The organism is Paenibacillus thiaminolyticus (assembly GCF_003591545.1).
GTDB lineage: Bacteria > Bacillota > Bacilli > Paenibacillales > Paenibacillaceae > Paenibacillus_B > Paenibacillus_B thiaminolyticus_A.
Genome location: NZ_QYZD01000035.1, coordinates 9,532 through 36,197 on the forward strand (window position 1 = coordinate 9,532; position 26,666 = coordinate 36,197).

The following is a 26,666-nucleotide window of genomic DNA, read 5'->3' on the forward strand; positions in this document are numbered from 1 at the left end:
TCTACAAACAATCTCTAAAACGGGAGTGTGTCGATGTGAGAGAGAATACTAACAAGCAATATGGATTAACGCAAGCCCAGCGCCGGATATGGTTCATGGAAATTATGAATCCGGGCACGTCCATCACGATGCTTTCTGCGACCTACCAGATTACGGGCAAGATCGACACACAGCTTCTGGAGCAAGCGGCGGCAGAGATCGTCAAAACCTATGACGCTTTCCGAATCCGCATTAGCGGGGATTTGCAAAATCCAACGCAGTGGTTCGAAGAACCGGAGAATGTCCAAGCCAGGATAAGCCGCCTCGAATTAAGCACAACCGAACAATTCTATGCTTGGGTGAAAGAAGTAAGCGAAAAACCGGCCAGCGTGTTTGACGAATACCTCCACCAATTTACGATTATCCATTTCGCGAACGGCCAAGTATGGCTCAATTTGACGATAAATCATATTATCGCCGACGGTTTGTCCGTCACTGCCTTGCTGCATGCGGTGATGGAAAAATACCTGGAACTGCGCAAAGGCATCTCCAGCAGTTACCAGGCCCCTTCCTATCTGGATTATATTTCCGCGGAGCGTGAATATGAGCAATCGCAGCGTTATCAAAAAGGCAAGGAATACTGGCTGACGAAGTACAGCACTTTGCCTGAAACGACCGGCATTAAATCGTATCCGCCATTCGCGATCGGCAGCGAATCCAATAAACTGTCCATCACTTTGGACGGTTCCCGGTATGAACGCATTCTGGCCTTCAGAGAACAATATCAGGTCAGCTTATATACGTTATTTTTGTCCGCTATGTATGCCTTATTGTACAAGCTGACCGACAGCACCGATATTCCGGTCGGCACGGTTTTCGCCAATCGCACCAGCAAAAAGGAAAAAGAAACGATCGGCATGTTCGTCAGCACCGTGGCCACGCGGATTCGTCTGAATCCAGACGGGCACGTGCTTTCCTTGATCCAAACGGTTTCCAAGGAAAATACGGCGGATCTGCGGTATCAGAAATACCCTTATAACCAATTGATTCAGGATTTACGCGAACAATACGGCCGCAACGATCTTTCGGGGCTGTTCCGCACGTCTCTGGAATATCTGCCTTTGAAAATCGTGGAGTACGAAGAAATCAAGGTGCGTCTGGAGGCTCACTTCGCTAGGCACGAGATGGACGATTTGCTGCTGCGCTTCGACCATATGCTGAGTGAAGGCCATGTCATTCTCCATGCTTCCTATCGTACCGGCCTGTTCGAGACGGCCGAGATTGATCGGATTATGGAACAGTATGTAACTGTTCTGGACCAGTTTCTTCAGACTCCCGAACTGCCAGTACGCGAGATTTCTCTGCTGAGCGATGAGGAGAGACACCGCATTCTCAACGTGTTTAACCCGCCTGTGGCAGGGCTGAGCGAGGGAGAAGCGTTTCATCGGTATGTTGAAAAGTTGGCCCGGGAAATTCCGGATCATCCGGCAGTCGTCTACATGGACAAACAGCTGACCTACGGCGAATTGAACGAACGCGCTGAGCGGCTGGCTTCTCTCCTTCGTGAACAGGGCGTGGGAAGGGAGACGATTACGGGGATCTGGGCGGAGCGTTCGGTGGAACTGCTGATCGGGGTGCTCGCCGTTTGGAAAGCCGGCGGAGCCTATGTACCGCTGGACCCCGATTATCCGGCGGAGCGGATTGAGTACATGCTCAGCGATAGCGAAGCATCGGTGCTGCTTACGCAGCGTCATCTGTTGGAGCGGGCCGGAGGTTGGTTGGCCGATGACCGGCTGAAGCTTCAAGCTGTCTATGCCATGGACGATGAACAGATTTATAACAGGGATGCCTTAGCCGTGGAATTTGAATCTGCCGATAGTGCCCCGCAAGACTTGGCTTATGTGATTTACACCTCGGGTACGACGGGACGCCCGAAAGGCGTCATGATCGAGCACGGTAGTCTCGTGAATACGGCGGATGCGTATCGTCGCGAGTACCGGTTGGATCAGTTCCCGGTGCGGCTGCTGCAGCTGGCCAGCTTCTCGTTTGACGTGTTCGTCGGAGACATCGCGCGGACGCTGTATAACGGAGGCACGATGGTCATTGTGCCGAAGGACGACCGGATTAATCCGAACCGCTTATACGGCTGGATTCGGGAGCAAGACATTACGGTATTCGAATCGACGCCTGCGCTCATCCTGCCGTTCATGCAGCATATTTATGAAGAAGGGCTGGACGTCAGCTCCATGCAGTTGCTGATTACGAGCTCGGATGCTTGCAGTGTCACCGATTACCGATTGCTGCAGGAAAGATTCGGCGGACAATTCCGAATCATCAACAGCTATGGAGTTACCGAAGCGGCCATTGACAGCAGCTTTTACGATGAGCCGCTGGATAAGCTGCCGCCGTCGGGTCATGTGCCGATCGGCAAAGCTTGGCTGAACGCCCGGTTTTACATTGTCGATGCCGCGTTAAAGCCGGTTCCTGTAGGGGTTCCGGGCGAGCTTGTCATCGGCGGCGCCGGGGTGGCGCGCGGGTACTGGAACCGTCCGGACCTAACCGCCGAGAAGTTTGCGGACAGCCCGTTTGTGCCGGGCGAACGTCTGTACCGGACAGGCGATTTGGCCCGCTGGCTGGAAGACGGCAACGTCGACTTCATCGGCCGGATCGACTATCAGGTGAAAATTCGCGGGTTCCGGATCGAACTGGGCGAAATTGAAACGGCTCTGCTGCGTTTCCCAGGCGTCAAGCAGGCTGTGGTGACCGACCGTACGGATGGGCAGGGGCAAAAGTATTTGTGCGGCTACGTGGTGGCGGATGCTTCCTTGCAGCTGAGCGATCTGCTGTCCCAATTGAAGCAAGAGCTGCCGGCCCATATGCTCCCGGCCCGGCTGGTGTCTCTTGATAAGCTTCCGCTCACGCCGAACGGCAAAATTGACCGTAAAGCGCTGCCTGAACCGACCGGAGAGGTAGAAGCAGGCCGTGAGTATGTGGCTCCTCGCACAACGCTGGAAACAAGACTTGCTCTCATTTGGCAGCAGGTGCTGGGTATTGCGCGAGTTGGAGTCCAAGACGATTTCTTTGACTTGGGTGGTCATTCCTTGCGGGCCTCCACGCTTGTTTCTAAAATTCGGAAAGAGCTGCAAGTCGAGGTTCCGCTGCGGGAAGTTTTCCGCTACACCACGATCGAACAGCTGGCCCAAAGAATCGGCGGTTTAAAGCAGCAGGAGACGCATGAGATTACAAAGGCGGCTGAGGCCGAGTACTATCCGGTTTCATCCGAGCAAAAGCGTCTGTACGTCCTGCGCCAGCTTGACGGGGCCGAGCGCAGCTACAATATGTCGGCGGCGCTTCTTCTCGAAGGCAAACTGGACCGCACGCGCGTCGAGCACGCGTTCCGGGCTCTGATTCAGCGTCATGAGACGCTGCGTACCGGGATCGAGCAGGTTCAAGGCGAGCTTGTCCAGCGCATCTATGACGAGGTGGAGTTTGCTGTCTATTATTTCCAGGCGGGCGAGCGGGAAGTGGACCAAGTGGTGGAAGCTTACTATTGCCCGTTTGATCTGACCAAGCCGCCACTTCTCCGTATCGGCCTGATCGAAGTCGCCGAGGATCGCCACATTCTGCTGTTCGATATGCACCATATCGTCTCGGACGGCATTTCGACAGTGCTGCTCTTCGACGAGTTCAGCCGCCTGTATCGGGGCGAGGAGCTGGCCCCGCTGCGCATTCAATACAAAGATTATGCCGTTTGGCAGCATTCCGAAGCTTACGCGCAACTGCTCCAGCCGCAGAAGGAGTACTGGCTGGAACAGTTGTCGGGCGAGCTGCCGGTCTTGGAGCTGCCGACGGACTTCCCGCGGCCTGCGGTGCAAAGCTTTGACGGCCGGACCGTGAAGTTTTATATCGGGAAAGAGCGGACGGAGAAGCTGAAAGAGCTGGCGGCACGGACGGGGACGACCCTGTACATGGTGCTGCTGTCGGCTTACACCATCCTTATGCATAAATATTCGGGTCAGGAAGATCTGATCGTCGGAACGCCGATTGCCGGAAGAACGCAGGAAGAAGTGCAGCCGATCGTAGGAATGTTTATCAATACGCTGGCCATTCGCAGTCGTCCGGAGCGTTCCAAGCCGTACCTTTCGTACCTGGAAGAAATCAAGGACATCACGCTCGGGGCTTTCGAACACCAAAATTATTTGTTCGAAGACTTGGTGGAAAGTCTTCACATTCCGCGCGCGACTGGCCGGAATCCGCTCTTTGATACATTCTTCTCCCTGCAAAATACGGAGAATGAGCAAATTGTCATCGAGGGGCTGGAGCAATCGTTTTATCCGCTGGAAAACCGAACATCCAAGTTCGAGCTGCTCCTGGACATTTCGGAGCTGGATGGTCAGCTCGAATGCCGGTTGGAGTACGCTACGGCTTTGTATAAACAGGAGACCGCGGAGCGGTTCGCCAGACATTATGACAAGCTGCTCGAAACCATCGCAGCAGCGCCAGACAGTGACGTTGCCTCGCTGGAAATGCTCACGGAGGAGGAAATCCGCGAACTGGTGCGCGGTTTCAACGATTCGGAGGCGGACTACCCGCTGCAGCAGACGATTCATGGCTTGTTCGAAGATCAGGCGAAGCTTTACCCGGACCACGTGGCCGCCGTCATGAATGAGCGGCAGCTGACCTACCGTGAACTGAATGAGCGATCCAACCGCCTTGCACGGAAGCTGCGGGAGACGGGAGTAGAAGCGGACCAACTGGTAGCGATTCTGGCCGAACGCTCCCTTGATATGGTCGTCGGCATTCTGGCGATTCTTAAAGCGGGCGGAGCCTACGTGCCTGTCGATCCCGACTACCCGGAGGAGCGCATCCGCTTCATGATTGAGGATTCGGGCGCGTCGTTATTGCTGATTCAAAAGCATCTGCACGAGAAGACCGACTTCGCAGGAACGCGCCTCGAATTGGATGATTTTGTTTGGGGCAACAGAGGGGCGGACTCCGAAGGTGCGCTGGACGCTTCGAACCTGGAGCCGATTTCCGGGCCGAGCAACCTGGCTTATGTCATCTACACGTCGGGAACGACCGGCAGACCGAAAGGAACGCTGATCGAGCATAAGAACGTCGTGCGCCTTCTGTTCAACGACAAGAACCTGTTCGACTTCGGGCCGTCCGACACGTGGACGCTGTTCCACTCGTTCTGCTTCGATTTCTCCGTCTGGGAAATGTACGGAGCACTGCTGTACGGAGGCAAGCTGGTCATCGTACCGCCGCTCACGGCGAAAAATCCGGCCGATTTCTTGGCGCTGCTGGGCCGCGAACAGGTCACGATTTTGAATCAGACGCCAACGTACTTCTACCAGCTGCTGCGTGAGGTCTTGGCGGACCATCCGTACGATCTGCGGATTCGCAACGTCATCTTCGGGGGCGAAGCGCTGAGTCCGCTGCTGCTCAAGGGCTTCAAGACGAAGTACCCGGAGACGAAGCTGATCAATATGTACGGCATTACCGAGACGACGGTTCACGTGACGTATAAGGAAATTACGTGGGTCGAAATGGAGGCGGCGAAGAGCAATATCGGCAAGCCGATCCCGACGCTGAGGGTGTACGTCCTGGATGAAAACCGCCGCCCAGTGCCGATCGGCGTAGCGGGCGAAATGTACGTGGCCGGGGAAGGCCTTGCGAGAGGATACCTGAACCGTCCGGATCTGACGGCGGAGAAGTTCGTCGATTCCCCGTTTGCGGAGGGGGAGAAGCTGTACCGCTCGGGCGACTTGGCGGCTTGGCTGCCGGACGGCAACATCGAATACCTGGGCCGGATCGACCACCAGGTCAAAATCCGCGGGTACCGGATCGAGCTGGACGAGATCGAGACGCAGCTTCTGAACGTCGAGGGCGTGGAAGAAGCGGTGGTGCTCGCCCGTCAGGACGGCGGGGGCGAGAAGGCGCTTGTCGCCTACTTTGTGGCGGACCGAACGCTGACGGTCAGCGAAATGAGAACCTCGCTGGCCCAGGGAATTCCGGGGTACATGATCCCGTCGTACTTCGTGCAGCTGGAGCGCATGCCGCTGACGACCAACGGCAAAGTGGACCGCAAAGCGCTGCCGGAGCCGCAAGGCGGCATACAAACGGGCGTCGAATACGTAGCGCCGCGTAACCGGACGGAGTCCCAGCTTGTGAAGATCTGGGAGGAAGTGCTGGGCTACTCCGGCATTGGAGTCCTGGACAATTTCTTCGAGCTCGGAGGCCACTCCTTGCGGGCGACGAACCTTGTCAGCAAGATTCGGAAGGAAATGAACGTCGAACTTCCGCTGCGCGATGTGTTCCGCTATATGACGGTAGAGTCGATGGCCGGGGCTATTGCCAGCTTGGAAGAAACACGGCACAGCTCGATTCCAAAAGCGGAAGAGAAAGCGTACTATCCGGTTTCATCTGCGCAAAAAAGGCTGTACGTCCTGCACCAGCTGGATGGCTCGGAGCTGAATTACAACCTCCCAAGCGCATTGCAATTGGAAGGGGCTTTGAACGAGGCCAAAGTGGAAAAGGCGCTGACTACTTTGGTGGCCCGGCACGATATGCTGCGCACCGGTTTTGAAATCGTGAATGGGGAGCCAGTACAGCGTATTCATCCGCACGTAGCTTTCAAGATCGAGAAGCTTCAAGCAAGTGAAGATCAGGTTGCGGCCATTCTTGAAGGCTTCATTCAGCCTTTTGACTTGACTCAGCCTCCTTTGCTGCGCGCCCTGCTGATCGAACTGGAGAAAGAGAAATTCCTGCTTGCGCTGGATATTCATCATATTGGTTCCGACGGCCTTTCCATGGACGTGCTGCTGCGCGAATTCGTGCGGCTTTACAATGGGGAAGAATTGCCGGAGCTGCGGATTCAATACAAGGATTACGCCGTTTGGCAGCAATCCGAGGAACAGCGCCAGCGTATCAAACAGCAGGAGGAATACTGGCGCGGGGTATTCAACTCCGAGCTTCCGATTCTTGAGCTGCCTCTCGACTTCTCCCGCCCGGCCGCCCAGCAGTTTGACGGTCGAACGCTCACGTTTACGCTGGATGCGGAGAAAAGCGAAGCTCTCAAACGGTTTGCCGGCAATTCGGGGGCGACACTGTACATGCTTCTGCTGGCTGCGTACTCCGTATTGCTTCATAAATACGCGGGACAGGAAGATATAGTGGTCGGCACTCCGATTGCCGCCCGTTCTCACACCGACCTGCAGCCGATTATCGGCATGTTCGTCAATACACTGGCCCTTCGCTTGAGTCCGGCGGCGGAGCGGACGTTCCTGGATTACTTGCAGGAAGTGAAGGAAACGACGCTTGGAGCCTATGAGCACCAGGACTATCCGTTCGAGGAGCTGGTGGATGCTCTTCAGGTGAGACGGGATTTAAGCCGGAATCCGCTGTTTGACACCATGTTTTCTTTGCAAAAGCACGAAAGCTTGGATTTAACCCTGGAAGGCTTGCAATGGTCGCTGTTCGACATCGAGGAAAAGACGGCAAAGTTTGATCTTAGCTTAGATATCGTGGAAGCCGATAACGAGCTGGTTTGCAAGATCGAGTACGCTACCTCGTTGTTTAGACAGGAAACGATGGTACGGCTGGCGGGTCATTACGAGCAGCTTTTGGCGTCGATCCTGGCTCAGCCGGGTGCGCGGATTGTGGATTTGGATATCTTGACGGACAGCGAAAAACATGATTTGCTGGTCGGGTTTGACGTGTCGTCTTCGGCTCTTGCGAAGCAACCCGCCGCAGAGGGTACAGGCTTGGAAGCGGATGAGTCGTGGAGAGAGAGAACGTTCCACGAGCTGTTCGAGGAGCAGGCGGAGCGCACTCCGGGAGCGCTGGCGGTTGTCTACGAAGACAGCAAGCTGACGTATGCGGAGCTGAACGCCAAAGCGAATCGTCTGGCGTATGCACTGCGGGCGCGCGGGGTGAAGCCGGAGCAGGTGATCGGCATTCTGGCCGGCCGTTCGGCGGAGCTGTTGATCGGGGTGCTCGCCGTATGGAAAGCGGGCGGCGCTTATGTGCCGCTTGATCCGGACTATCCGGCGGAGCGGATCGAGTATATGCTCACGGACAGCGGGGCGTCGGTTCTGCTCACGCAGACCCGCCTGCTGGAGCAGGCGGAAGCTTGGCGCAGCGACGGAGCTCTAGCGCTGCAAACGGTGCTTGCACTTGACGACGCTGCGACGTACAGCCTCGGAGCGGCGGAAGCGGCTGTGGGCGTACAAGCTTTGGGCGAAGCAGGCGCAGAGGCGGAGGCTTTGGCGCAAGCGGAAACGGCTTCTGCCGAAACGTCCGCCACGTCAGAAGCCGAGAAGAACGTACAAGCGGCGGATCTCGCATCGAATCCGGCGAATGTGAACAAGCCGCGCGATTTGGCTTACGTCATCTACACCTCCGGTACGACGGGCCGTCCGAAGGGCGTGGCGGTGGAACACCGCAGCCTGGTGAACACGGCGGCGGGCTACCGGCGGGACTACCGCCTGGATATGTTCCCGGTCCGGCTGCTGCAGCTCGCCAGCTTCTCGTTCGACGTGTTCGTCGGCGACATTGCGCGGACGCTGTACAACGGCGGCACCATGGTCATCGTGCCGAAGGACGACCGGATCGATCCAACCCGCCTCTACGGCTGGATTCGCGACTACGCCGTGACGGTGTTCGAATCGACTCCGGCGCTGATCGTGCCGTTCATGGAGCATGTACATGCTGAAGGTCTGGACCTCAGCTCGATGCAGCTGCTGATCACAAGCTCGGATGCGTGCAGCGTAGGGGCTTACCGCACCTTGCAGGAGCGCTTCGGCTCGCAGTTCCGTATTATTAACAGCTACGGCGTAACGGAAGCGGCGATTGACTCCAGCTTCTATGACGAGCCGCTGGAGAAGCTGCCGAAGACGGGCAGCGTGCCGATCGGGAAAGCGTGGCTGAACGCCAAGTTCTACATCGTGGATGCGAATCTGAAGCCGGTACCGGTCGGGGTGTTGGGCGAGCTGATTATCGGCGGAGCGGGTGTGGCCCGCGGTTACTTGAACCGCCCGGATTTGACGGCGGAGAAATTCGTAGACAGCCCGTTCGCCGCTGGGGAGCGGCTGTACCGGACGGGCGACCTGGCGCGCTGGATGCCGGACGGCAACGTGGACTTCATCAGCCGGATCGACAACCAGGTAAAAATTCGCGGCTATCGGATCGAGCTTGGTGAAATTGAAGCGGCCATGAAAAATTTTGCCGGCGTGCGTCAAGCGCTTGTCATCGACCGGACGGACGAGCGGGGGCAGAAATATTTGTGCGGGTATGTCGTAGCGGATTCCAGCTTCGATCTGGAAGGGCTTGTGGCCCATCTGGACGCTGCACTGCCTTCCCATATGGTGCCTTCGCGTATCATGCACCTGGATCAAATGCCGCTTACGCCGAACGGGAAGATCGACCGTAAAGGGCTGCCTGTGCCGGAAGGAAGCATTTGTGCCGAGGCTGCATACACGGCGCCTCGTACTCCTGCTGAGCAAGCACTTGCGTTGGTCTGGCAGTCAGTGCTGGGCGTGGATCAGGTCGGCACGATGGACAATTTCTTTGCGCTCGGCGGCGATTCGATCAAGGCCTTGCAGGTATCGTCCCGTCTTTTGCAAACGGGGTACAAGCTGGTCATGAAAGATTTGTTCCATTACCCGACGATTTCCGCCCTTAGTTTGCAGCTGCAAACGGCGGAGAGAACGGCAAGCCAGGCCGAAGTGACGGGAGAGGTCATCTTGACCCCGATTCAGCGCTGGTTCTTTGAACAAAATCCGGCCGACGTGCATCACAGCAACCAGGCATTCATGCAGTTCTCCAAGCAAGGCTTCGACGAAGAAGCTTTACGCCAAGCGGTGCGTCAACTTGTCGTGCATCACGATGCTCTCCGTACGGTTTACCGCCAAACCGAAAACAGCTATACCGCCTGGAACCGCGGCGCCGGGGAGAACGAAGCACTGTTCGATCTGGAAGTTGTAGATTTCAGGGGAGTCTGCGACGTGAAAGGCGCGGTAGAGGCTAAGGCGAATGACATTCAAGCGAGCATCGATCTGGAAAACGGCCCGCTGGTGAAGCTCGGCTTGTTCCGCTGCGACGACGGCGACCACCTGCTCATCGCGATCCATCACTTGGTCGTAGACGGCGTATCCTGGCGGATTCTGCTTGAAGATTTTGCTGCCGGCTATGAGCAGGTGCTGCAAGGGCAGCCGATCCGTCTGCCGCTCAAAACGGATTCATTCCAAACGTGGGCGAAACAGCTCGCTGATTATGCGAACGGTCCGGCGATGGAAAGCGAAAGAGAGTATTGGCAGCATATCGAGCAATTGACCTATGAGCCGCTTCCGAAAGATTTTGAACAAGGCAGATCCAAGCTAAAGGATAGCGGGCACGTAACCGTTCGCTGGACAGCGGAGGAAACCGAACAGCTGCTGAAGCAGGCACACCGTGCTTACCATACAGAAATGAACGATTTACTGCTTGCCGCGCTTGGCCTCGCGGTACAAGCTTGGAGCGGCCGGGAACGCGTGCTGGTGAATCTTGAAGGCCACGGCCGGGAAGATATTTTGCCGGATGTGGACATTACGCGCACGGTAGGCTGGTTTACAAGCCAATTCCCTGTCGTTCTGGAGCCGGGTCACGCCCAGGCGCTCGGTCACCAGGTGAAACAGGTTAAAGAAAGCTTGCGCCGCATTCCGAACAAAGGAATCGGCTACGGCATCCTGCGTTATTTATCGGTGCCGCGTGACGGCGAGTGCTTCGCTTTGGAGCCGGAGATCAGCTTTAACTATTTGGGTCAGTTCGACCAGGATTACGAAAGCAGCGGCTCGCAGCCGTCTCCGTTCAGCCCGGGCTCCGATTCAAGCCCGAATGCAGTGATGGATTTTGTCCTCGATATCAACGGTATGGTGTCGGAAGGAGTGCTGGAACTCACGATCCGGTATGGGGAAACCCAGTATAAACGGGAAACGGTAGAGCGCCTGGGCACCCTGCTTCAATCGAGCTTGCGTGAAGTCATCAGCCATTGCGTATCGAAAGAGCGGCCGGAGCTTACGCCTAGCGACGTACTGCTTCAAGATGTGGCGGTGGAGGAACTGGAGCGGCTGGCTGAACATACGGCGGCGCTCGGCGAACTGGAGAATGTTTACACCCTGACTCCGCTGCAAAAAGGGATGTTGTTCCACAGCCTGCTGGATGCCGATTTGGAAGCTTACTTCGAACAGGTGACCTTCGATCTGTATGGAAGCCTGAATGTCGAAGCCTTCACCCAAGGATTGGATACGCTGGTGCAGCGGAATGAGGCGCTGCGGACCAACTTTATTACCGGCTGGAGAGACGAGCCGATTCAAGTGGTATTCCGCGAGCGGAAGTGTGAAGTGTACTTCGAAGATATTCGCTCGGTAAGCGATGAAGACCTCGAGAAGACGATAGCCGATTTCGTCAGCGCGGATAAAGCGAACAAGTTCGATTTGGCCCGAGGCTCTCTTATGCGCGTGACAGTTTTGCGCACGGGCGACGAGTCCTACCATGTGATCTGGAGTCACCATCACATTTTGATGGATGGCTGGTGCATGTCCTTCATGATCAAGGAAGTGTTCGACACCTACTTCGCGTTCCAGGAGAAGCGGACGCTGGAGCTTCCTCCGGTTACCTCGTACTCCCGGTATATCGAATGGCTGGAAGCTCAAGATGCCGCGAAAGCTTCGCGTTACTGGTCCGAGTATTTGGCGGGTTACGATCAGCAGACCAAGCTGCCCCAGGAGAAAACGCAGCTGAAGCAGGGCGCTTTTGAAGCGGCTGAACTCGATGTGGAACTCAGCAAGGAACTGACCGGGCAAATCAAGCGGGTGGCGCGCCAGCAGCAGGTGACGCTTAATACGTTCATGCAGACCGTATGGGGACTGGTTCTGCAGGTATACAACAACAGCGAGGATGTCGTATTCGGCTCCGTCGTATCCGGGCGTCCGGCGGAAATTCCGGGCATCGAAAGCATGATCGGCCTGTTTATTAATACGATCCCGGTTCGTATTCAAGGCAAAGCCGAGGAGACGGTAGCCGATATTTTGAGAAAAATCCAGGATCAAGCGCTGGCATCGGGAGCTTACGAAACGTTCCCGCTGTTCGAAATTCAGTCGCTGAGCGAGCAAAAGCGCGACTTGATCAACCATATCATGGTCTTTGAAAATTATCCGATGGAAGAACAGATTGAGCAGGTCGTCGGCGGAGACAAAGAAGCGCTGAAAATCGCTAATATCCAGTCGCCGGAGCAAACGAACTACGACCTGGACATTACCGTCATTCCGGAAGAGCATATTTTGCTGCGGTTTACGTACAATGCGCTGACGTTCAGAGAGGAAGACATCAGGCTGATCCACGGTCATTTTGCCCGGGCACTGGAGAATGTTGCGGCTAACCCGAACATCTGCGTGAATGAGTTGGAGCTTTTGACGGCAGAGGAAAAAGAGCAAATTCTTGGCTCGTTCAACCCGGCGCAGCCGGAAGCGGCTCCTGCGGCCGCGTTCCACCGGCTGTTCGAGGAACAGGCGGAACGCACGCCGGAAGCGGCAGCCGTCGTGTACGAGAACGACCGGCTGACGTATGCGGAGCTGAACGAGCGGGCGAACCGCTTGGCGGCCACGCTGCGCGCAAGCGGCATCGGCCGGGAGACGATCGTCGGCATTCTCGCCGAACGTTCGGTGGACTTGCTGGTGGCCGTGCTGGCCGTCTGGAAAGCGGGCGGGGCGTATGTGCCGCTCGACCCGGATTATCCGGCGGACCGCGTGCGGTTCATGCTTGAAGACAGCGGAGCGAAGGTGCTGCTGACGCAAACGCCGCTGCGAGAGCGCGCCGAAGCCTGGCTCGGCGAAGAGGAGCTGGCGCTGGCGGCGGTGCTGTACCTCGACGACGAAGCGTCGTACAGCGAGGAGCGGGAGAATGCGCCGATTGGCTCCGGCATGGTCTCCGGCAAGCTGACGGATGCTGTGGATGCCAGCGATGAGAGCCATCCGAATGTCGGCATGGGCAGCTTCCATGAAGCCCGTCCGGAGGATCTGGCGTACGTGATCTACACGTCGGGAACGACGGGCAAGCCGAAGGGCGTGATGATCGAGCACCGCAGCCTGGTGAACACGGCGGCGGGCTACCGGCGGGAATATCGATTGGATCAGTTCCCGGTGCGCCTGCTGCAGCTCGCCAGCTTCTCGTTCGACGTGTTCGTGGGAGATATCGCGCGGACGCTGTACAACGGGGGCACGATGGTGATCGTGCCGAAGGACGACCGGATCGATCCGTCTCGTCTGCACCACTGGATGGAGCGGGAGCGGGTCACCATCTTCGAATCGACGCCGGCACTGATCGTGCCGTTCCTGGAGTACGTGCACGAGCAGGGGCTGGATATGAGCTGGATGGAGCTGTTGATCACGAGCTCGGACAGCTGCAGCGTGGCGGATTACCGAACCTTGCAGGAACGCTTCGGCTCATTGTTCCGGATCATCAACGCCTACGGCGTGACGGAAGCGGCGATCGACTCCAGCTTCTACGACGAGGAACTGACGAAGCTGCCGCAGACAGGCCATGTGCCGATCGGCAAAGCGTGGCTGAATGCAAAATTCTACATTGTGGACGCGCATCTGAACCCGGTGCCGGTCGGGGTGCTGGGCGAGCTGGTTATCGGCGGAGTCGGGGTAGCGCGCGGGTACTTGAACCGTCCGGAGCTGACGGAAGAGAAGTTCGTAGACAGCCCGTTCGCCGCGGGCGAGCGGCTGTACCGCACGGGCGACTTGGCGCGGTGGATGGAGGACGGGAACGTGGACTTCATCGGCCGGATCGACAACCAGGCGAAAATCCGGGGCTACCGGATTGAGACGGGCGAAGTCGAAGCGAAGCTGCTGAGTGTAGGTGGCGTGAAGGAAGCGGTCGTTGTCGTCAGGGAAGATCAAGAAGGTCAGAAAGCTTTGTGCGCTTATTATACAGCGGAAGAAGGCCTGACGGCGGCGGACCTGAAGCGGGCGATTGCCAGCGAGCTGCCGGGGTACATGATCCCGTCGTACTTCGTGGAGCTGGAGCGCCTGCCTTTGACGCCGAACGGAAAGATCGACCGGAAGGCGCTGCCGGCACCGGAAGGGGGAGCAGGCGGAGGCCGCGAATACGTGGCGCCACGCACCGAACTGGAGGCGAAGCTGGCCGCCATTTGGCAGGAGGTGCTTGTTAGGGAGAAGGCGGTAGGCGTAACGGACAACTTCTTCGACCTCGGCGGACACTCCCTGCGGGCGACGACGCTTGTCAGCAAAATGCATAAGGAGCTAGGCATTGAATTCCCGCTTCGCGACGTATTCCGCTACTCGACAGTTGAGGAAATGGCCGCGGCTATGGAGTGGCTGGAGATCGGCTCGTTCACGGCTATTCCGGCTGCGGAACCTAGCGAGTATTATCCGCTATCTTCCGCTCAGAAACGTCTCTATATCTTGAACCAGCTGGAAGGAGGCGAGCTGAGCTACAACATACCGGGAGCAATGCTGCTCGAAGGGGAGCTCGACCGGCAGCGGTTTGAAGAAGCGTTCCGCGGGCTCGTAGCTCGTCATGAAACGCTGCGTACCGGCTTTGAGATGGTAAAAGGCGAAGCGGTTCAGCGGATTTATGAAGAAGGCGCCTTCCAGGTGGAATATGTGCAGATTAGCGGGGAGCAGGTGGAAGAAACGGTGCGCCAATTCGTTCGTCCGTTTGATCTGGCGAAGCCGCCACTTCTGCGGGTAGGCCTTGCCGAAATGGCGCCGGACCGGCACATTCTGATGTTCGATACGCATCATATCGTATCTGACGGCGTTTCGATGGACGTACTGATCGACGAGTTCGTCCGCTTGTACAGCGGGGAGCCGTTGGAGCCGCTCCGCATTCAGTACAAAGATTATGCGGTATGGCAGCAATCGGACGAGCAGAAAGCTCAGCTTGTCAAGCAGGAAGCCTATTGGCTCGACATGTTCCGCGGAGATCTGCCGATTTTGGAATTGCCGACGGACTATCCGCGCCCGGCTATGCAGAGCTATGAGGGCCGCACGCTGCAATTGTTTATGAATAGCGAGAAAAGCGAGGGTCTGAAACGGCTTGCAGCCGAGAACGGCGCAACGCTTTACATGGTTCTGCTTGCTGGTTATACAATATTATTGCATAAGTATACAGGGCAAGAAGACGTGGTGGTCGGTACACCGATTGCGGGAAGAAATCACAGCGACATTCAACCGCTCATCGGGATGTTCGTCAATACTCTGGCCATCCGCAGTTATCCGGCTGCCGGTAAGACGTTCCTTGACTACTTGAAGGAAATCAAGGAGACGACGCTGGGCGCTTTTGAACATCAGAATTATCCGTTTGAGGAACTGGTGGATAAGGTAAACGTGGCTCGCGATTTAAGCCGCAATCCGCTGTTCGATACGATGTTTGCTTTGCAGAATACAGAGAATTTGGAAATCCAGCTTCCCGGACTCCATTTGTCGACGTCTGCCAGCGAAGAAATTGTTTCTAAATTCGATCTCAGCTTGGACGTCACGGAGACCGAGGAAGGCTTGGAATATCTGTTTGAATACGCCACTGCTCTTTATAAAACCGAAACGGTAGAGAAATTGGCCGCTCACTACTTGCAGCTGCTTGAATCCATTCTCAACAACCCGTCGGTGACTATTGCCGAGCTGGGCATTTTGACACCAGCGGAAAAAGAGCAAATTCTTGGCGCGTTTAACCCGGCGCAGCCGGAAGCGGCTCCTGCGGCCGCGTTCCACCGGCTGTTCGAGGAACAGGCGGAACGCACGCCGGAAGCGGCAGCCGTCGTGTACGAGAACGACCGGCTGACGTATGCGGAGCTGAACGAGCGGGCGAACCGCTTGGCGGCCACGCTGCGCGCAAGCGGCATCGGCCGGGAGACGATCGTCGGCATTCTCGCCGAACGTTCGGTGGACTTGCTGGTGGCCGTGCTGGCCGTCTGGAAAGCGGGCGGGGCGTATGTGCCGCTCGACCCGGATTATCCGGCGGACCGCGTGCGGTTCATGCTTGAAGACAGCGGAGCGAAGGTGCTGCTGACGCAAACGCCGCTGCGAGAGCGCGCCGAAGCCTGGCTCGGCGAAGAGGAGCTGGCGCTGGCGGCGGTGCTGTACCTCGACGACGAAGCGTCGTACAGCGAGGAGCGGGAGAATGCGCCGATTGGCTCCGGCATGGTCTCCGGCAAGCTGACGGATGCTGTGGATGCCAGCGATGAGAGCCATCCGAATGTCGGCATGGGCAGCTTCCATGAAGCCCGTCCGGAGGATCTGGCGTACGTGATCTACACGTCGGGAACGACGGGCAAGCCGAAGGGCGTGATGATCGAGCACCGCAGCCTGGTGAACACGGCGGCGGGCTACCGGCGGGAATATCGATTGGATCAGTTCCCGGTGCGCCTGCTGCAGCTCGCCAGCTTCTCGTTCGACGTGTTCGTGGGAGATATCGCGCGGACGCTGTACAACGGGGGCACGATGGTGATCGTGCCGAAGGACGACCGGATCGATCCGTCTCGTCTGCACCACTGGATGGAGCGGGAGCGGGTCACCATCTTCGAATCGACGCCGGCACTGATCGTGCCGTTCCTGGAGTACGTGCACGAGCAGGGGCTGGATATGAGCTGGATGGAGCTGTTGATCACGAGCTCGGACAGCTGCAGCGTGGCGGATTACCGGACCTTGCAGGAACGCTTCGGCTCGTTGTTCCGGATCATCAACGCATACGGCGTGACGGAAGCGGCGATCGACTCCAGCTTCTACGACGAGGAGCTGGCGAAGCTGCCGCAGACCGGCCATGTGCCGATCGGCAAAGCGTGGCTGAATGCGAAATTCTACATTGTGGACGCGCACCTGAACCCGGTGCCGGTCGGGGTGCTGGGCGAGCTGGTTATCGGCGGAGTCGGGGTAGCGCGCGGGTACTTGAACCGTCCGGAGCTGACGGAAGAGAAGTTCGTAGACAGCCCGTTCGCCGCGGGCGAGCGGCTGTACCGCACGGGCGACTTGGCGCGGTGGATGGAGGACGGGAACGTGGACTTCATCGGCCGGATCGACAACCAGGCGAAAATCCGGGGCTACCGGATTGAGACGGGCGAGATCGAGTCGCAGCTGCTGCGGGTGGAAGGCGTGCGCGAAGCGGTGGTGCTGGTTCGAAGTGACGCGAACGGGCAGAAGGCGCTATGCGCGTATTACACGCCGGATACCGGAGCGGAGTTGGCAGTGAACGTTCTGCGCAGCGCGCTGGCGCAGGAGCTGCCAGGGTACATGATCCCGTCGTACTTCGTGGAGCTGGAGCGCCTGCCTCTGACGCCGAACGGGAAAATCGACCGGAAGGCGCTGCCGGCGCCGGAAGGGGGAGCAAGCGCAGGCCGCGAATACGTGGTGCCGCGCACCGAACTGGAGGCGAAACTGGTCGCCATCTGGCAGGACGTGCTCGGGCCGGTCACGATTGGCGTGACGGACAACTTCTTCGACCTCGGCGGGCACTCCCTGCGGGCGACGACGCTGGTCAGCAAGGTGCACAAGGAGCTGAGCGTGGACCTGCCGCTGCGCGATGTGTTCCGGCACTCGACCATCGAAGCGATGGCCGAAGCGATCAGCCAATTGGAGCGGCAGGAACACCTCTCCATTCCGGTTCTGGATAAGAGGGATTACTATCCACTTTCCTCCGTGCAAAAACGGCTGTACATCCAGCAGCAGATGGAAGGCGCCGAGCTTAGCTACAACATGTCCGGCATGACGGTTCTCGTCGGGCGCTTGGAACGGAATCAATTCGAGGCGGCGCTCAAAGGATTAATCGCTCGTCACGAAATTTTGCGAACCGGCTTCGAAATGGTCGACGGCGAACCGGTACAACGGATTTATCCGGACTTGAAGTTTGCCGTCGAGTATACGAAAGCGACGGAAAGTGAAACGAAGAGCATCGTAGACGGCTTTGTGCGCGTCTTTGATTTGGAGCGGCCGCCGCTGCTGCGTGTGGGCTTAGTCGAATGGGAAGCGGAACGGCATCTGCTTATGCTGGACATTCATCATATCGTCACGGATGGCATGTCGATGGGCATCTTCGTCGAAGAGCTGCTGCGCCTGTATAACGGCGAGACTCTGGAACCGCTTCGGATTCAATACAAGGAATTCGCAGCTTGGCAGCAGTCCGAACCTGTAAAAGAGCGGCTGAAACGTCAGGAAGCCTACTGGCTGGACGTGCTGGAAGGCGAACTGCCGACGCTTGAACTGCCTACGGACTTTGTCAGACCTGCCGCTCGCAGTTTTGAGGGAGATGTGTTGCCTTTCAGGATCGACAAGCAGATGACCGACAGCTTGCAGCGCATCGCTGTTGAGAACGGTGCCACCCTTTATATGGTGTTATTTGCGGCCTATTCAATCCTGCTCAGCAAGTACTCTGGACAAGAAGACTTCATTGTAGGCACGCCGGTTTCGGGCCGCACACATGCCGACCTGGAGCCGCTCATCGGAATGTTTGTCAACACTTTGGCGATTCGCCATTATCCGTCCGGGGAGAAGACGTTCCTCGCTTACTTGAACGAAGTCAAAGAAACGATGCTGGGGGCCTACGACCACCAGGATTATCCGTTCGAGGAGCTTGTGAAAAAGCTGCAGGCGCCGCGAGATCAAAGCCGCAATCCTGTATTCGATGTCATGTTTGCTCTGGAAACGAAGGAAGATAACGTTCAAAGCTTCGGGGATATCCAAATCGAATCTTATCCGGAAACGCATACGGTTTCCCAATTTGATCTTACCTTGGTCATTTCGTTGCTGGATGAGGGAATGAACGGGCAGTTTGAATATGCCACCAAGTTGTTTACGTGCAATCTGATCGACAATTTCGCTCAGGACCTGCTCGTGATCATCACCCAAATTTGCGAACAGCCTTCGGTGCTGTTGAATGATATTTCCCTGAACGGGCAATCCGAACAGGAGCAAGATGTGCTAGAGGCCATTGATATTATTTTCTAATCCCTTACCCGGCTTGGGTGTATGCCGTATTTCTCTCGGTACGCATCCTGCCGGGTGTTTTTTTCAAATGAAAGGGAAAAATCCACCACAGGAATCTGACGTCAAGTGCCGCTGAGCAACTATTCAATTTATTGGAAAATCAACAAAACACAACAGAAATCTTAGTTTACCTTTGGTATATTAAGAATCAAACCATTTAAACAGAGATAATTCCACCATAAAATCCGAATACCCTAAAAACGAAAAGAAGTAATTGCCGATCGTTGCAGACGAGTTTAATCTTTTGACTATGACACCAGAAGAACAACAAAAGGCACACGAAGACTACAGGAAGAAATACAGATATCTATTAGTGCGCCGCGGCTACTCGTTTACTACTACCTCATAGGGGAAAAGTTCCGAAATACAATGGCCGAAATAGGCCGCAGGAAGGGCTGAGAGAGATAGCCGACGACGTTCTGAGTAAGGAATTTCAACAGGAATGCTAGGCTTGGAATCGATCTCACCGGCAAAATTATGCCGCAAGCATAATCAGGTGGATCCGAACCTGCTCCAGCAGGTTTTCGAGCGGCTGGCTATGCAGATTTTGTCTAGGCATGGTTGTTCGATAGCAGACCGCAAAGCACTCCGGATTATCGACTCTACCACCGTTGCTCTTTGCTTGCGGAGGTACAAGTGGGCCGACTTTCGCAAGACCAAGGCAGGTATAAAGCTTCACCTCCGCCTTGCTTTTGCAGATGCTCATGAGGTCCTGCCAGAGAAGGCAACCATTACGACAGCCAAGAAAAATGACCGGACACAGATGGATGACCTTATCGAAGATGCCGGAATCACCTATGTGTTGACCGCGGTTACGTGGACTACAAATCATTCGATCGTTATTGCTCGGACGGGATATACTTCGTGACTCGCTTAAAGGAGAACACGGTGATCGAACCGCTCCAATCGCTTGAAATTCCAGAGGACAGCAAGGTCACCATGGATGAATGGGTGCTGGTAGGTTCCACGCAAAAGCGGATGAAGCACAAGCTTCGCATGATGGCAACAACCGATTCACAGGGCAATTTTCTCATTCTGCTCACCAACCGTTTCGATCTGTCTTGCGATGAAATCAGTGAGATGTACCGCAGCCGCAGGGCCATTGAGACCTTCTTCAAATGGATGAAGCAGCACCTGAAGATTAAGCATTTCTATGGAACAAGCAAACAGGCCGTGCACAACCAGGTTTGGCGGACACTCATCGCTTTTTGCCTGCTTATGCTGGCCAAACTGGACGCGAACGTAGAGCACTCCCTCCTGCAAATCCAGCTACGTAACCGAGCCGGCCCGAAGGGCGTTGTCTGACGCAAAAGCCAAGTAAATATACATAAATTTTCAAATGGACAGTGCTACCTTTAGTGGCTGCTCGACCTTTTGGTTCTCATGGTAGATGCTAATTATCTGAATTGTCTGTCAATGTTTTATGCAACGCTAGTGAGAATATCTAAGGCATTGAAATAACTACTGGATAAAACTACCACCCAAATCTGCTTGGTAGTTTTTTATTTTGTAAAAGGGGTCGAATAAACGGAATTGAGATTTTTAAGACTCTCTTTATATCCTGCATTTCCTGCATAAATCCCATTTAGATTTATCGTAAAATGATGCTGTTTTTTCAAGGCTTGTCCATCGAGATATTTTTTGTGCCAGTTTTTTGTTTTCAGATCATTATCTCACTCACGGTTAATTGAATGAACAATAGGCTAACCTCATTAGGTTTTTTTAATATCGTATGATGGCATGAAGACTGTGCGGCTCCCGTGACACTAGATACCTTGGAAGCCTTAGAACAACAAATAAAAGTAATAAAGCACGATAATGGAATTTATAAAGTTAGAACGATTACAGACGAAGAGGATATAATACCTGTACCTGCAATTGGCAAACTGGTTTATAACATTGAAGAGGAAGAATCAACAATTACAAAAGAAGACGTTAACGGAACTGAACTCGATTACGAAGAATATGATGAAGGGGGTGATTACTTTGTTCCATTACCTACTAATATTAAACCAATAATAGATAGTTTGAATTCACTAGATGACAGAAGAGTTCAAACTGTTATAAATTCTTTAGCCTTGGTAACAAAAGAGAATTTTGAAAATTGGCTTCAGAACTTAAAAATGAGTGAGTTTGAATATTTAATTACACCTTCAAATAGTTATCCTTATAAAAGGTATATAATCAGAAAAATTATTCCTAATTGTTGCGTATCACATCTTTCGTTACTTATAAATACACTTGTCTCAAATATCTCGAACGAGAGCCAATTGTCAGTTTATTATGACAAAAAAATTTAAGGAAGATCAGAAGGAAGAGTTTATCGGTTTAATGGTGGATATAATTGATTCACTTATGGACTATGTTCACAAGGGTCAACTTAATGGGAAAAAGAATTTAGCGAAACCAAACTTAGATAAATTGAGCTACCTTTTAACTTTTTGCGGAAAATCAATCTATAAATCTGTTGAATTAGAGTACAAAGATGTCCAAACCGAAGTATGTTTAGTTCCAGGGTATTAAGAGATAAAAAGGAAACGTGAAGCTCTTGGAGAAGACTTTTGGTATTATACCGAAACGTTTTTCAGTATTAGAATCAGGAGGCTGGAATAGTAATCTACCTTCCTTAAGTTCACTATTTAAAGAAATACATTAGTTCAAAAAAAGCATCTGAAGACAGCACTTCTTGAACTCTCACGAACTACAGGGCGGTTAGTTCAAATATATGGACAATGGACTAAAGATGGACAGATTATTAGAGTTAATTCTTTGAAAAAGAAAATTGATCATTTAAGCACGTTATATGCGACATTCAGTATATTGAGGAAATGGTTATAAAAATTATATTATCGTAACAGTACAAGTTTCCAACTTTCATTTTATGGTAATTTGTGGTGGTTTCAGACTTTTTATTTATCGTGTTTATCACGTGCTCTGGCAAACGCAGTAAAATCAACAAAATTGGTTCATGACTTTTTTATCACCTGACAAGACTTTTGTAGCTTTAAAATAATGTTTGATAATTTAGAACAAAGTTTGATTATTTATAATAATGTTTGATAATAATAGCTCTTGAGGATATATTATCCTCGAGGGCTATTTTTTTATTTTGTTTTGTGGGGTGATTACAATGGCTAAGCGAAAAAGAACAGAGTCGATTGAAAAGAAGATTAAGGATGGTCGGGGTCAAGGTCAGGGAATCGATTATAAACCATGGCTAAAGATTCAAGATGTAGCATCACTTGGTCGTTCTACACGCTTGAAAGGTATCAAAGTCCCACGGCAATATGAGTTTCTTTCAGATTTAGAAAGGAACTATTTTTATATATTAGAGTTTTCTGATTATGTTGTCGATATTCGAGAACAGTACCCGCTGAATGGTGAGGATACATTACCCCTTCAGTCTACTCGTTAGGAAGATTGCTAAATTAGCTCACGAAGCTGCTATGAAGGCATTCTGTACAGTTATTAATGATCAGTCGCTAACGTCAGCCCAGATTGCGTTCGTACGGAAAGTGATCGATTACAACATTATGGAGAATGGGTATATTGAAGCAACAGCTGTGTTGATGAAGCCTCCTTTCGATCGTCCGCATAGTTTTATCAGGCTGTTCGATGGAGCAAAGCAGAAACAGCTTGTGGAGATTGTGAATGCGGTGAGGGGTGTGTGGTAGCAAAAATTGAGTCCTTTTTAATCATCTTTTAATAGTATAAGGGGTGCTTAGATTGATTGAGGAAATTATGAATACAAATATAGCAAGTCATTCTAATGTTGAAGTGGCATGTATAGGTTTTGAAAAGGTGTAACATAAAGTTTCTTTTGTATCTGTTAAAATATAGAATTCATAAAATGAGCTGTTTAATTTTGCAGAGAGAAGGGATTTGTTTTGGTAACATATAAAAACGTAATCTCAATAATAGGTCGTGAGAATAAGTTAAGTCGCTGTACGAACGCTGAGGGTAATGTTTTCAGTCGTGAAGAAATTGTTAACAGTTGGAAAGTGTCGTACATAGAGAAAGTATCTCGGAATGAAGATGAGATTGGCTTACGTTTGCCTCAATTTGGAGCATTATCTGCAATTCGTGCACATTGGGCGACATCAAATTCCCCAGCAACAATTGTCCTACCTACAGGAACAGGAAAATCTGAAACAATGTATGCTACGATTATTTCTGAAAGAATAGCTTCAACACTAGTGATTGTACCATCTAATCTTTTGAGGAACAAATATTTAAAGGAGCGAGTCATTTTGGTATACTACCAAAATTAGAAATGATTTCAGATGGAATTATTTATCCAACTACTCTTCTTTATAAATCAAAAGTAGAAGCTAAGGATGAAGTAGCTATGATTGCTGCACTTGAGGAGGCTAATATAGTTGTTTCAACCCCTGGCATGATAAACAAAATGCCTCCGTCTGTTCGGGATAAACTAGTTGAAAAGGTAGAAGTTGTGATTTTTGACGAAGCACATCATCTCGCAGCACCCGAATGGGGAACGGTAAGAGAAAGATTTTTAGGAAAGAAGATTCTACAATTTACCGCAACTCCGTTTAGAAATGATGGCAAAAAGGTCGATGGTAAAATAATTTTTAATTATGGTTTAGCAATGGCACAAAAAGCGGGATATTTCAAGCCGATCGACTTTTATCCAATTCAAGAATTTGATGAACAAAAATCTGATGAAGAAATCGCAAAAATTGCAATTCAGCATTTGGGTGAAGATTTGGAACAAGGATACGAGCATGTACTTCTAGCGAGAGCGAGGAGCCGTAAACGCGCTGATGAGTTGTATGAAAAAATATACTCTCAATATAAAGAGTATAATCCAGTGATAATTCACACCGGTATTCCATCGGTGCAGAGAAATAAATACTTGCAGCAAGTTAGGGATGGTAAAACAAAAATTGTGGTATGTGTGGATATGTTTGGTGAAGGCATTGATATTCCAACATTGAAAATTGCAGCAGTTCATGATAAATATAAGTCTCTTCCGATTACACTTCAATTCATTGGACGTTTCGCACGAACAAGTAGTGATATTTTGGGCAATGCAAAGCTTATTACGAATGTGGCAATGGACGATTTGAAGGAATCGATTGAAGAGTTGTATCGTCAAGATTCTGATTGGAATCAACTTCTTAATATACATTCACATCAGGCAATCAATAAAGAAGTTGAACTCAGTGAATTCATTGGTAAATTTGAAAAAGGCCATATGAAGGAGATAGATTTATCCCAACTAAAGATGAAAATAAGTACACGAATGTTTCGATACCCTTTAAAAAGAACTTTTGTAGAGGGATGGAAACAAGTCTTGGATCCAAATAGAACTACCCCATTAATAAATGAAGTAGACTCTGTTTACATTTTCATTGAGGAAATTGAAACAAAAGTAGTCTGGTCAGATCAGAAGGATATAGTGCAATATGATTATGATTTTTTTGTGTTGTTTTTTGATAAAGAAAATGGAATCATTCATATAAACGAAACTGATGCTGGAAAAGGAAATCGACTTGTGGAAAGTATGTTCCCGAAAGCGCTGGCAATGAAGGGTGATTCAATATATCGTAGCTTAGATGGGATTAATCGATTAATGCTTGGAACTTTGGGATTGAAGCAACAACCTAGCGGTAGAATTAGCTTTAGAATGTTTGCGGGGACTGATATTAAGTCTGGAATTAGTGAGGCAGTTGTGTCTGGTTCGACTAAATCAAATTTATTCGGTTATGGCTATCAAGCTGGAGGACGAATTAGTATTGGTTGTTCATACAAAGGAAAAGTCTGGATGCGTTGGGTAGAACGGATAAACTTTTGGACAGGTTGGTGTCAGAATATAGGGAAGAAGGTATTGGATGATACCATTGATACGAACAATATATTAAATAATTCGCTCGCATTAGAAGTTATTAAGGAATTCCCAGAAGGTATCCCTTATAAAATATTGTTGCCAGAAACAATTGAAATTTCCAATTCTTCTACAAGGCAGTTGTATCTCTCTAAAGAACAAAAGGCATTTCCGTTCTTTCAAACGGATGTAAAGAACCCGAGTTTAGTTAATGGAAATCTTCGCTTTGAGTTTTGGATAAATGAGAGAGAATTTATCTTTGAGCAGATTATTAATGAGAGCACATATAGTTTTAAGCAAATAGAAGGTGAAGAGCTAAGAGTGAAATCCGGTAATAAAACTGTCAAAATGACTGATTATCTGTATGAATATTCACCAGAAATATCGTTCATACAAAGTGATGGAACTATTGTTGTGGTCCAAGAAAATTTGAAAACAGTTATCAAACCAAAAAGTGGCATTGATTTGCCCCTAGATTCTTTGTTTGCTATTAACTGGGGTATATTAGGAGTTAATATTAAATGTGAATCTCAAGGGAGAGAAAGAAAGACTGATTCAATTCAATACGCTACGATACATAATATTGTAGATCAGACATCAGATATTATTTTTGATGATGATGGATCGGGAGAAATTGCAGATGTCGTTTCGGTTAAAATTGATATAGAACATCGGAAAGTCGTATTTCATCTATATCATTGTAAGTACTCACACGGAGAACATGCCGGTGCTCGTGTTTCAGACCTATATGAAGTATGTGGTCAAGCTGAAAAATCAATTATGTGGAACGACAATGTCTTAGAAATTGTTCAAAGAATGATTGAACGAGAAAATATAAGACAGAGAAACTATACTGAAACACGGTTTGAGAAGGGAGATTTACAAACTCTTCATATGTTGAAAAAAATGGTTAAATCTGGATTTGATACGGAATTTGAAATATCAATTGTTCAGCCAGGAGTCTCAATATCAGAGATTACAAATTCAATGAAACAAATTATTCTTGCAACTGATGCATATTTAAAAGATACGTTTGGCATACATTTAACATGTTATTTTAGTAATTAAATAGAGGGTTCGTATCTATTACTTGCTAGAAAATAGAGGATAATTTCTAAATGGCGAAAGAGTTGGATATTATAGGGGGGCTCAAATAATAGAAAAGTCTCTTTTTTTATAATCTTGTTTAGCTGTATTTTTCTTATTTAATAATTGAGCAAAATTGTTGAGTAAGATAGGTAGAAATGATCAAACTTTTTTATAAAACATGATCGCATATCTGCTGGAGAAATATCCATTTTGATCAAACTTTTTTTCAAAATTAATTCTTTTTATTTATAGTGGAATTAGGGATTATGGTTTTTTTTTGATCAAACTTTGTTATAAAGCTACAACTTTTCATTATCAAGTCCTAAACTCAAGAATCATCAAAAAATAAAGGGCTCCACATATTATTGATAACTAATATGTGGAGCCCTTATGTTTAACTTCGTATCCGTTAGTTTAAGCGGTAAATTTATGAGAGAAGGTCTTCTAATATACCCGTAATTGGATTAAATGACCCCAATTCCCGAATCATTCAAATTTAGTATCCGTAGGTGTTCCTCCAACATGGTCAGTAACCTCTCTTAGTTATTCAGTTATTTTCTCTAGCTATGCGAATAAACTTGTCCGCGAAGGTCGCTCATTCAAGTGCAGCCTCCCTCTTTTTCACCACTTATTATTTTTCCGCGCTTCATGGTGAATGGTTAGGGAATAGATGTCTTATATGGACCGAATTGACATACTTTCGTATTCAC

At 51.3% G+C, this 26,666-nt stretch carries 5 protein-coding genes and 2 pseudogenes; all 7 read left to right on the top strand.

Annotated features, from left to right (window positions below):
- The first annotated feature begins 35 nt into the window (after window positions 1-35).
- Window positions 36-18,980 (top strand): non-ribosomal peptide synthetase, encoded by an 18,945-nt coding sequence (locus tag DQX05_RS24965; RefSeq protein WP_119796062.1) that lies wholly within the window; start codon window positions 36-38, stop codon window positions 18,978-18,980.
- Between the two features lie 577 nt (window positions 18,981-19,557).
- A pseudogene (locus tag DQX05_RS32545) lies at window positions 19,558-20,324 on the top strand (IS4 family transposase).
- Window positions 20,325-20,779: 455 nt separating this feature from the next.
- Window positions 20,780-21,319, top strand: a complete 540-nt coding sequence (locus DQX05_RS24980; protein ID WP_119796065.1) for a hypothetical protein — start codon at window positions 20,780-20,782, stop codon at window positions 21,317-21,319.
- A gap of 830 nt (window positions 21,320-22,149) precedes the next feature.
- Window positions 22,150-22,428 (top strand): annotated as a pseudogene (locus DQX05_RS31090) (heteromeric transposase endonuclease subunit TnsA); the annotation flags it as partial.
- Window positions 22,429-22,465: 37 nt separating this feature from the next.
- Window positions 22,466-22,693 (top strand): type I restriction-modification enzyme R subunit C-terminal domain-containing protein, encoded by a 228-nt coding sequence (locus DQX05_RS31095; RefSeq protein WP_259392216.1) that lies wholly within the window; start codon window positions 22,466-22,468, stop codon window positions 22,691-22,693.
- Window positions 22,694-22,906: 213 nt separating this feature from the next.
- Entirely contained in the window at window positions 22,907-23,290 is a 384-nt protein-coding gene (locus DQX05_RS24995) for a DEAD/DEAH box helicase family protein (RefSeq protein ID WP_119796067.1), read from the top strand.
- A gap of 2 nt (window positions 23,291-23,292) precedes the next feature.
- On the top strand, window positions 23,293-25,935 hold the full coding sequence (locus tag DQX05_RS25000) for a DEAD/DEAH box helicase (protein WP_119796068.1): 2,643 nt from the start codon (window positions 23,293-23,295) through the stop codon (window positions 25,933-25,935).
- Window positions 25,936-26,666: the final 731 nt, after the last annotated feature.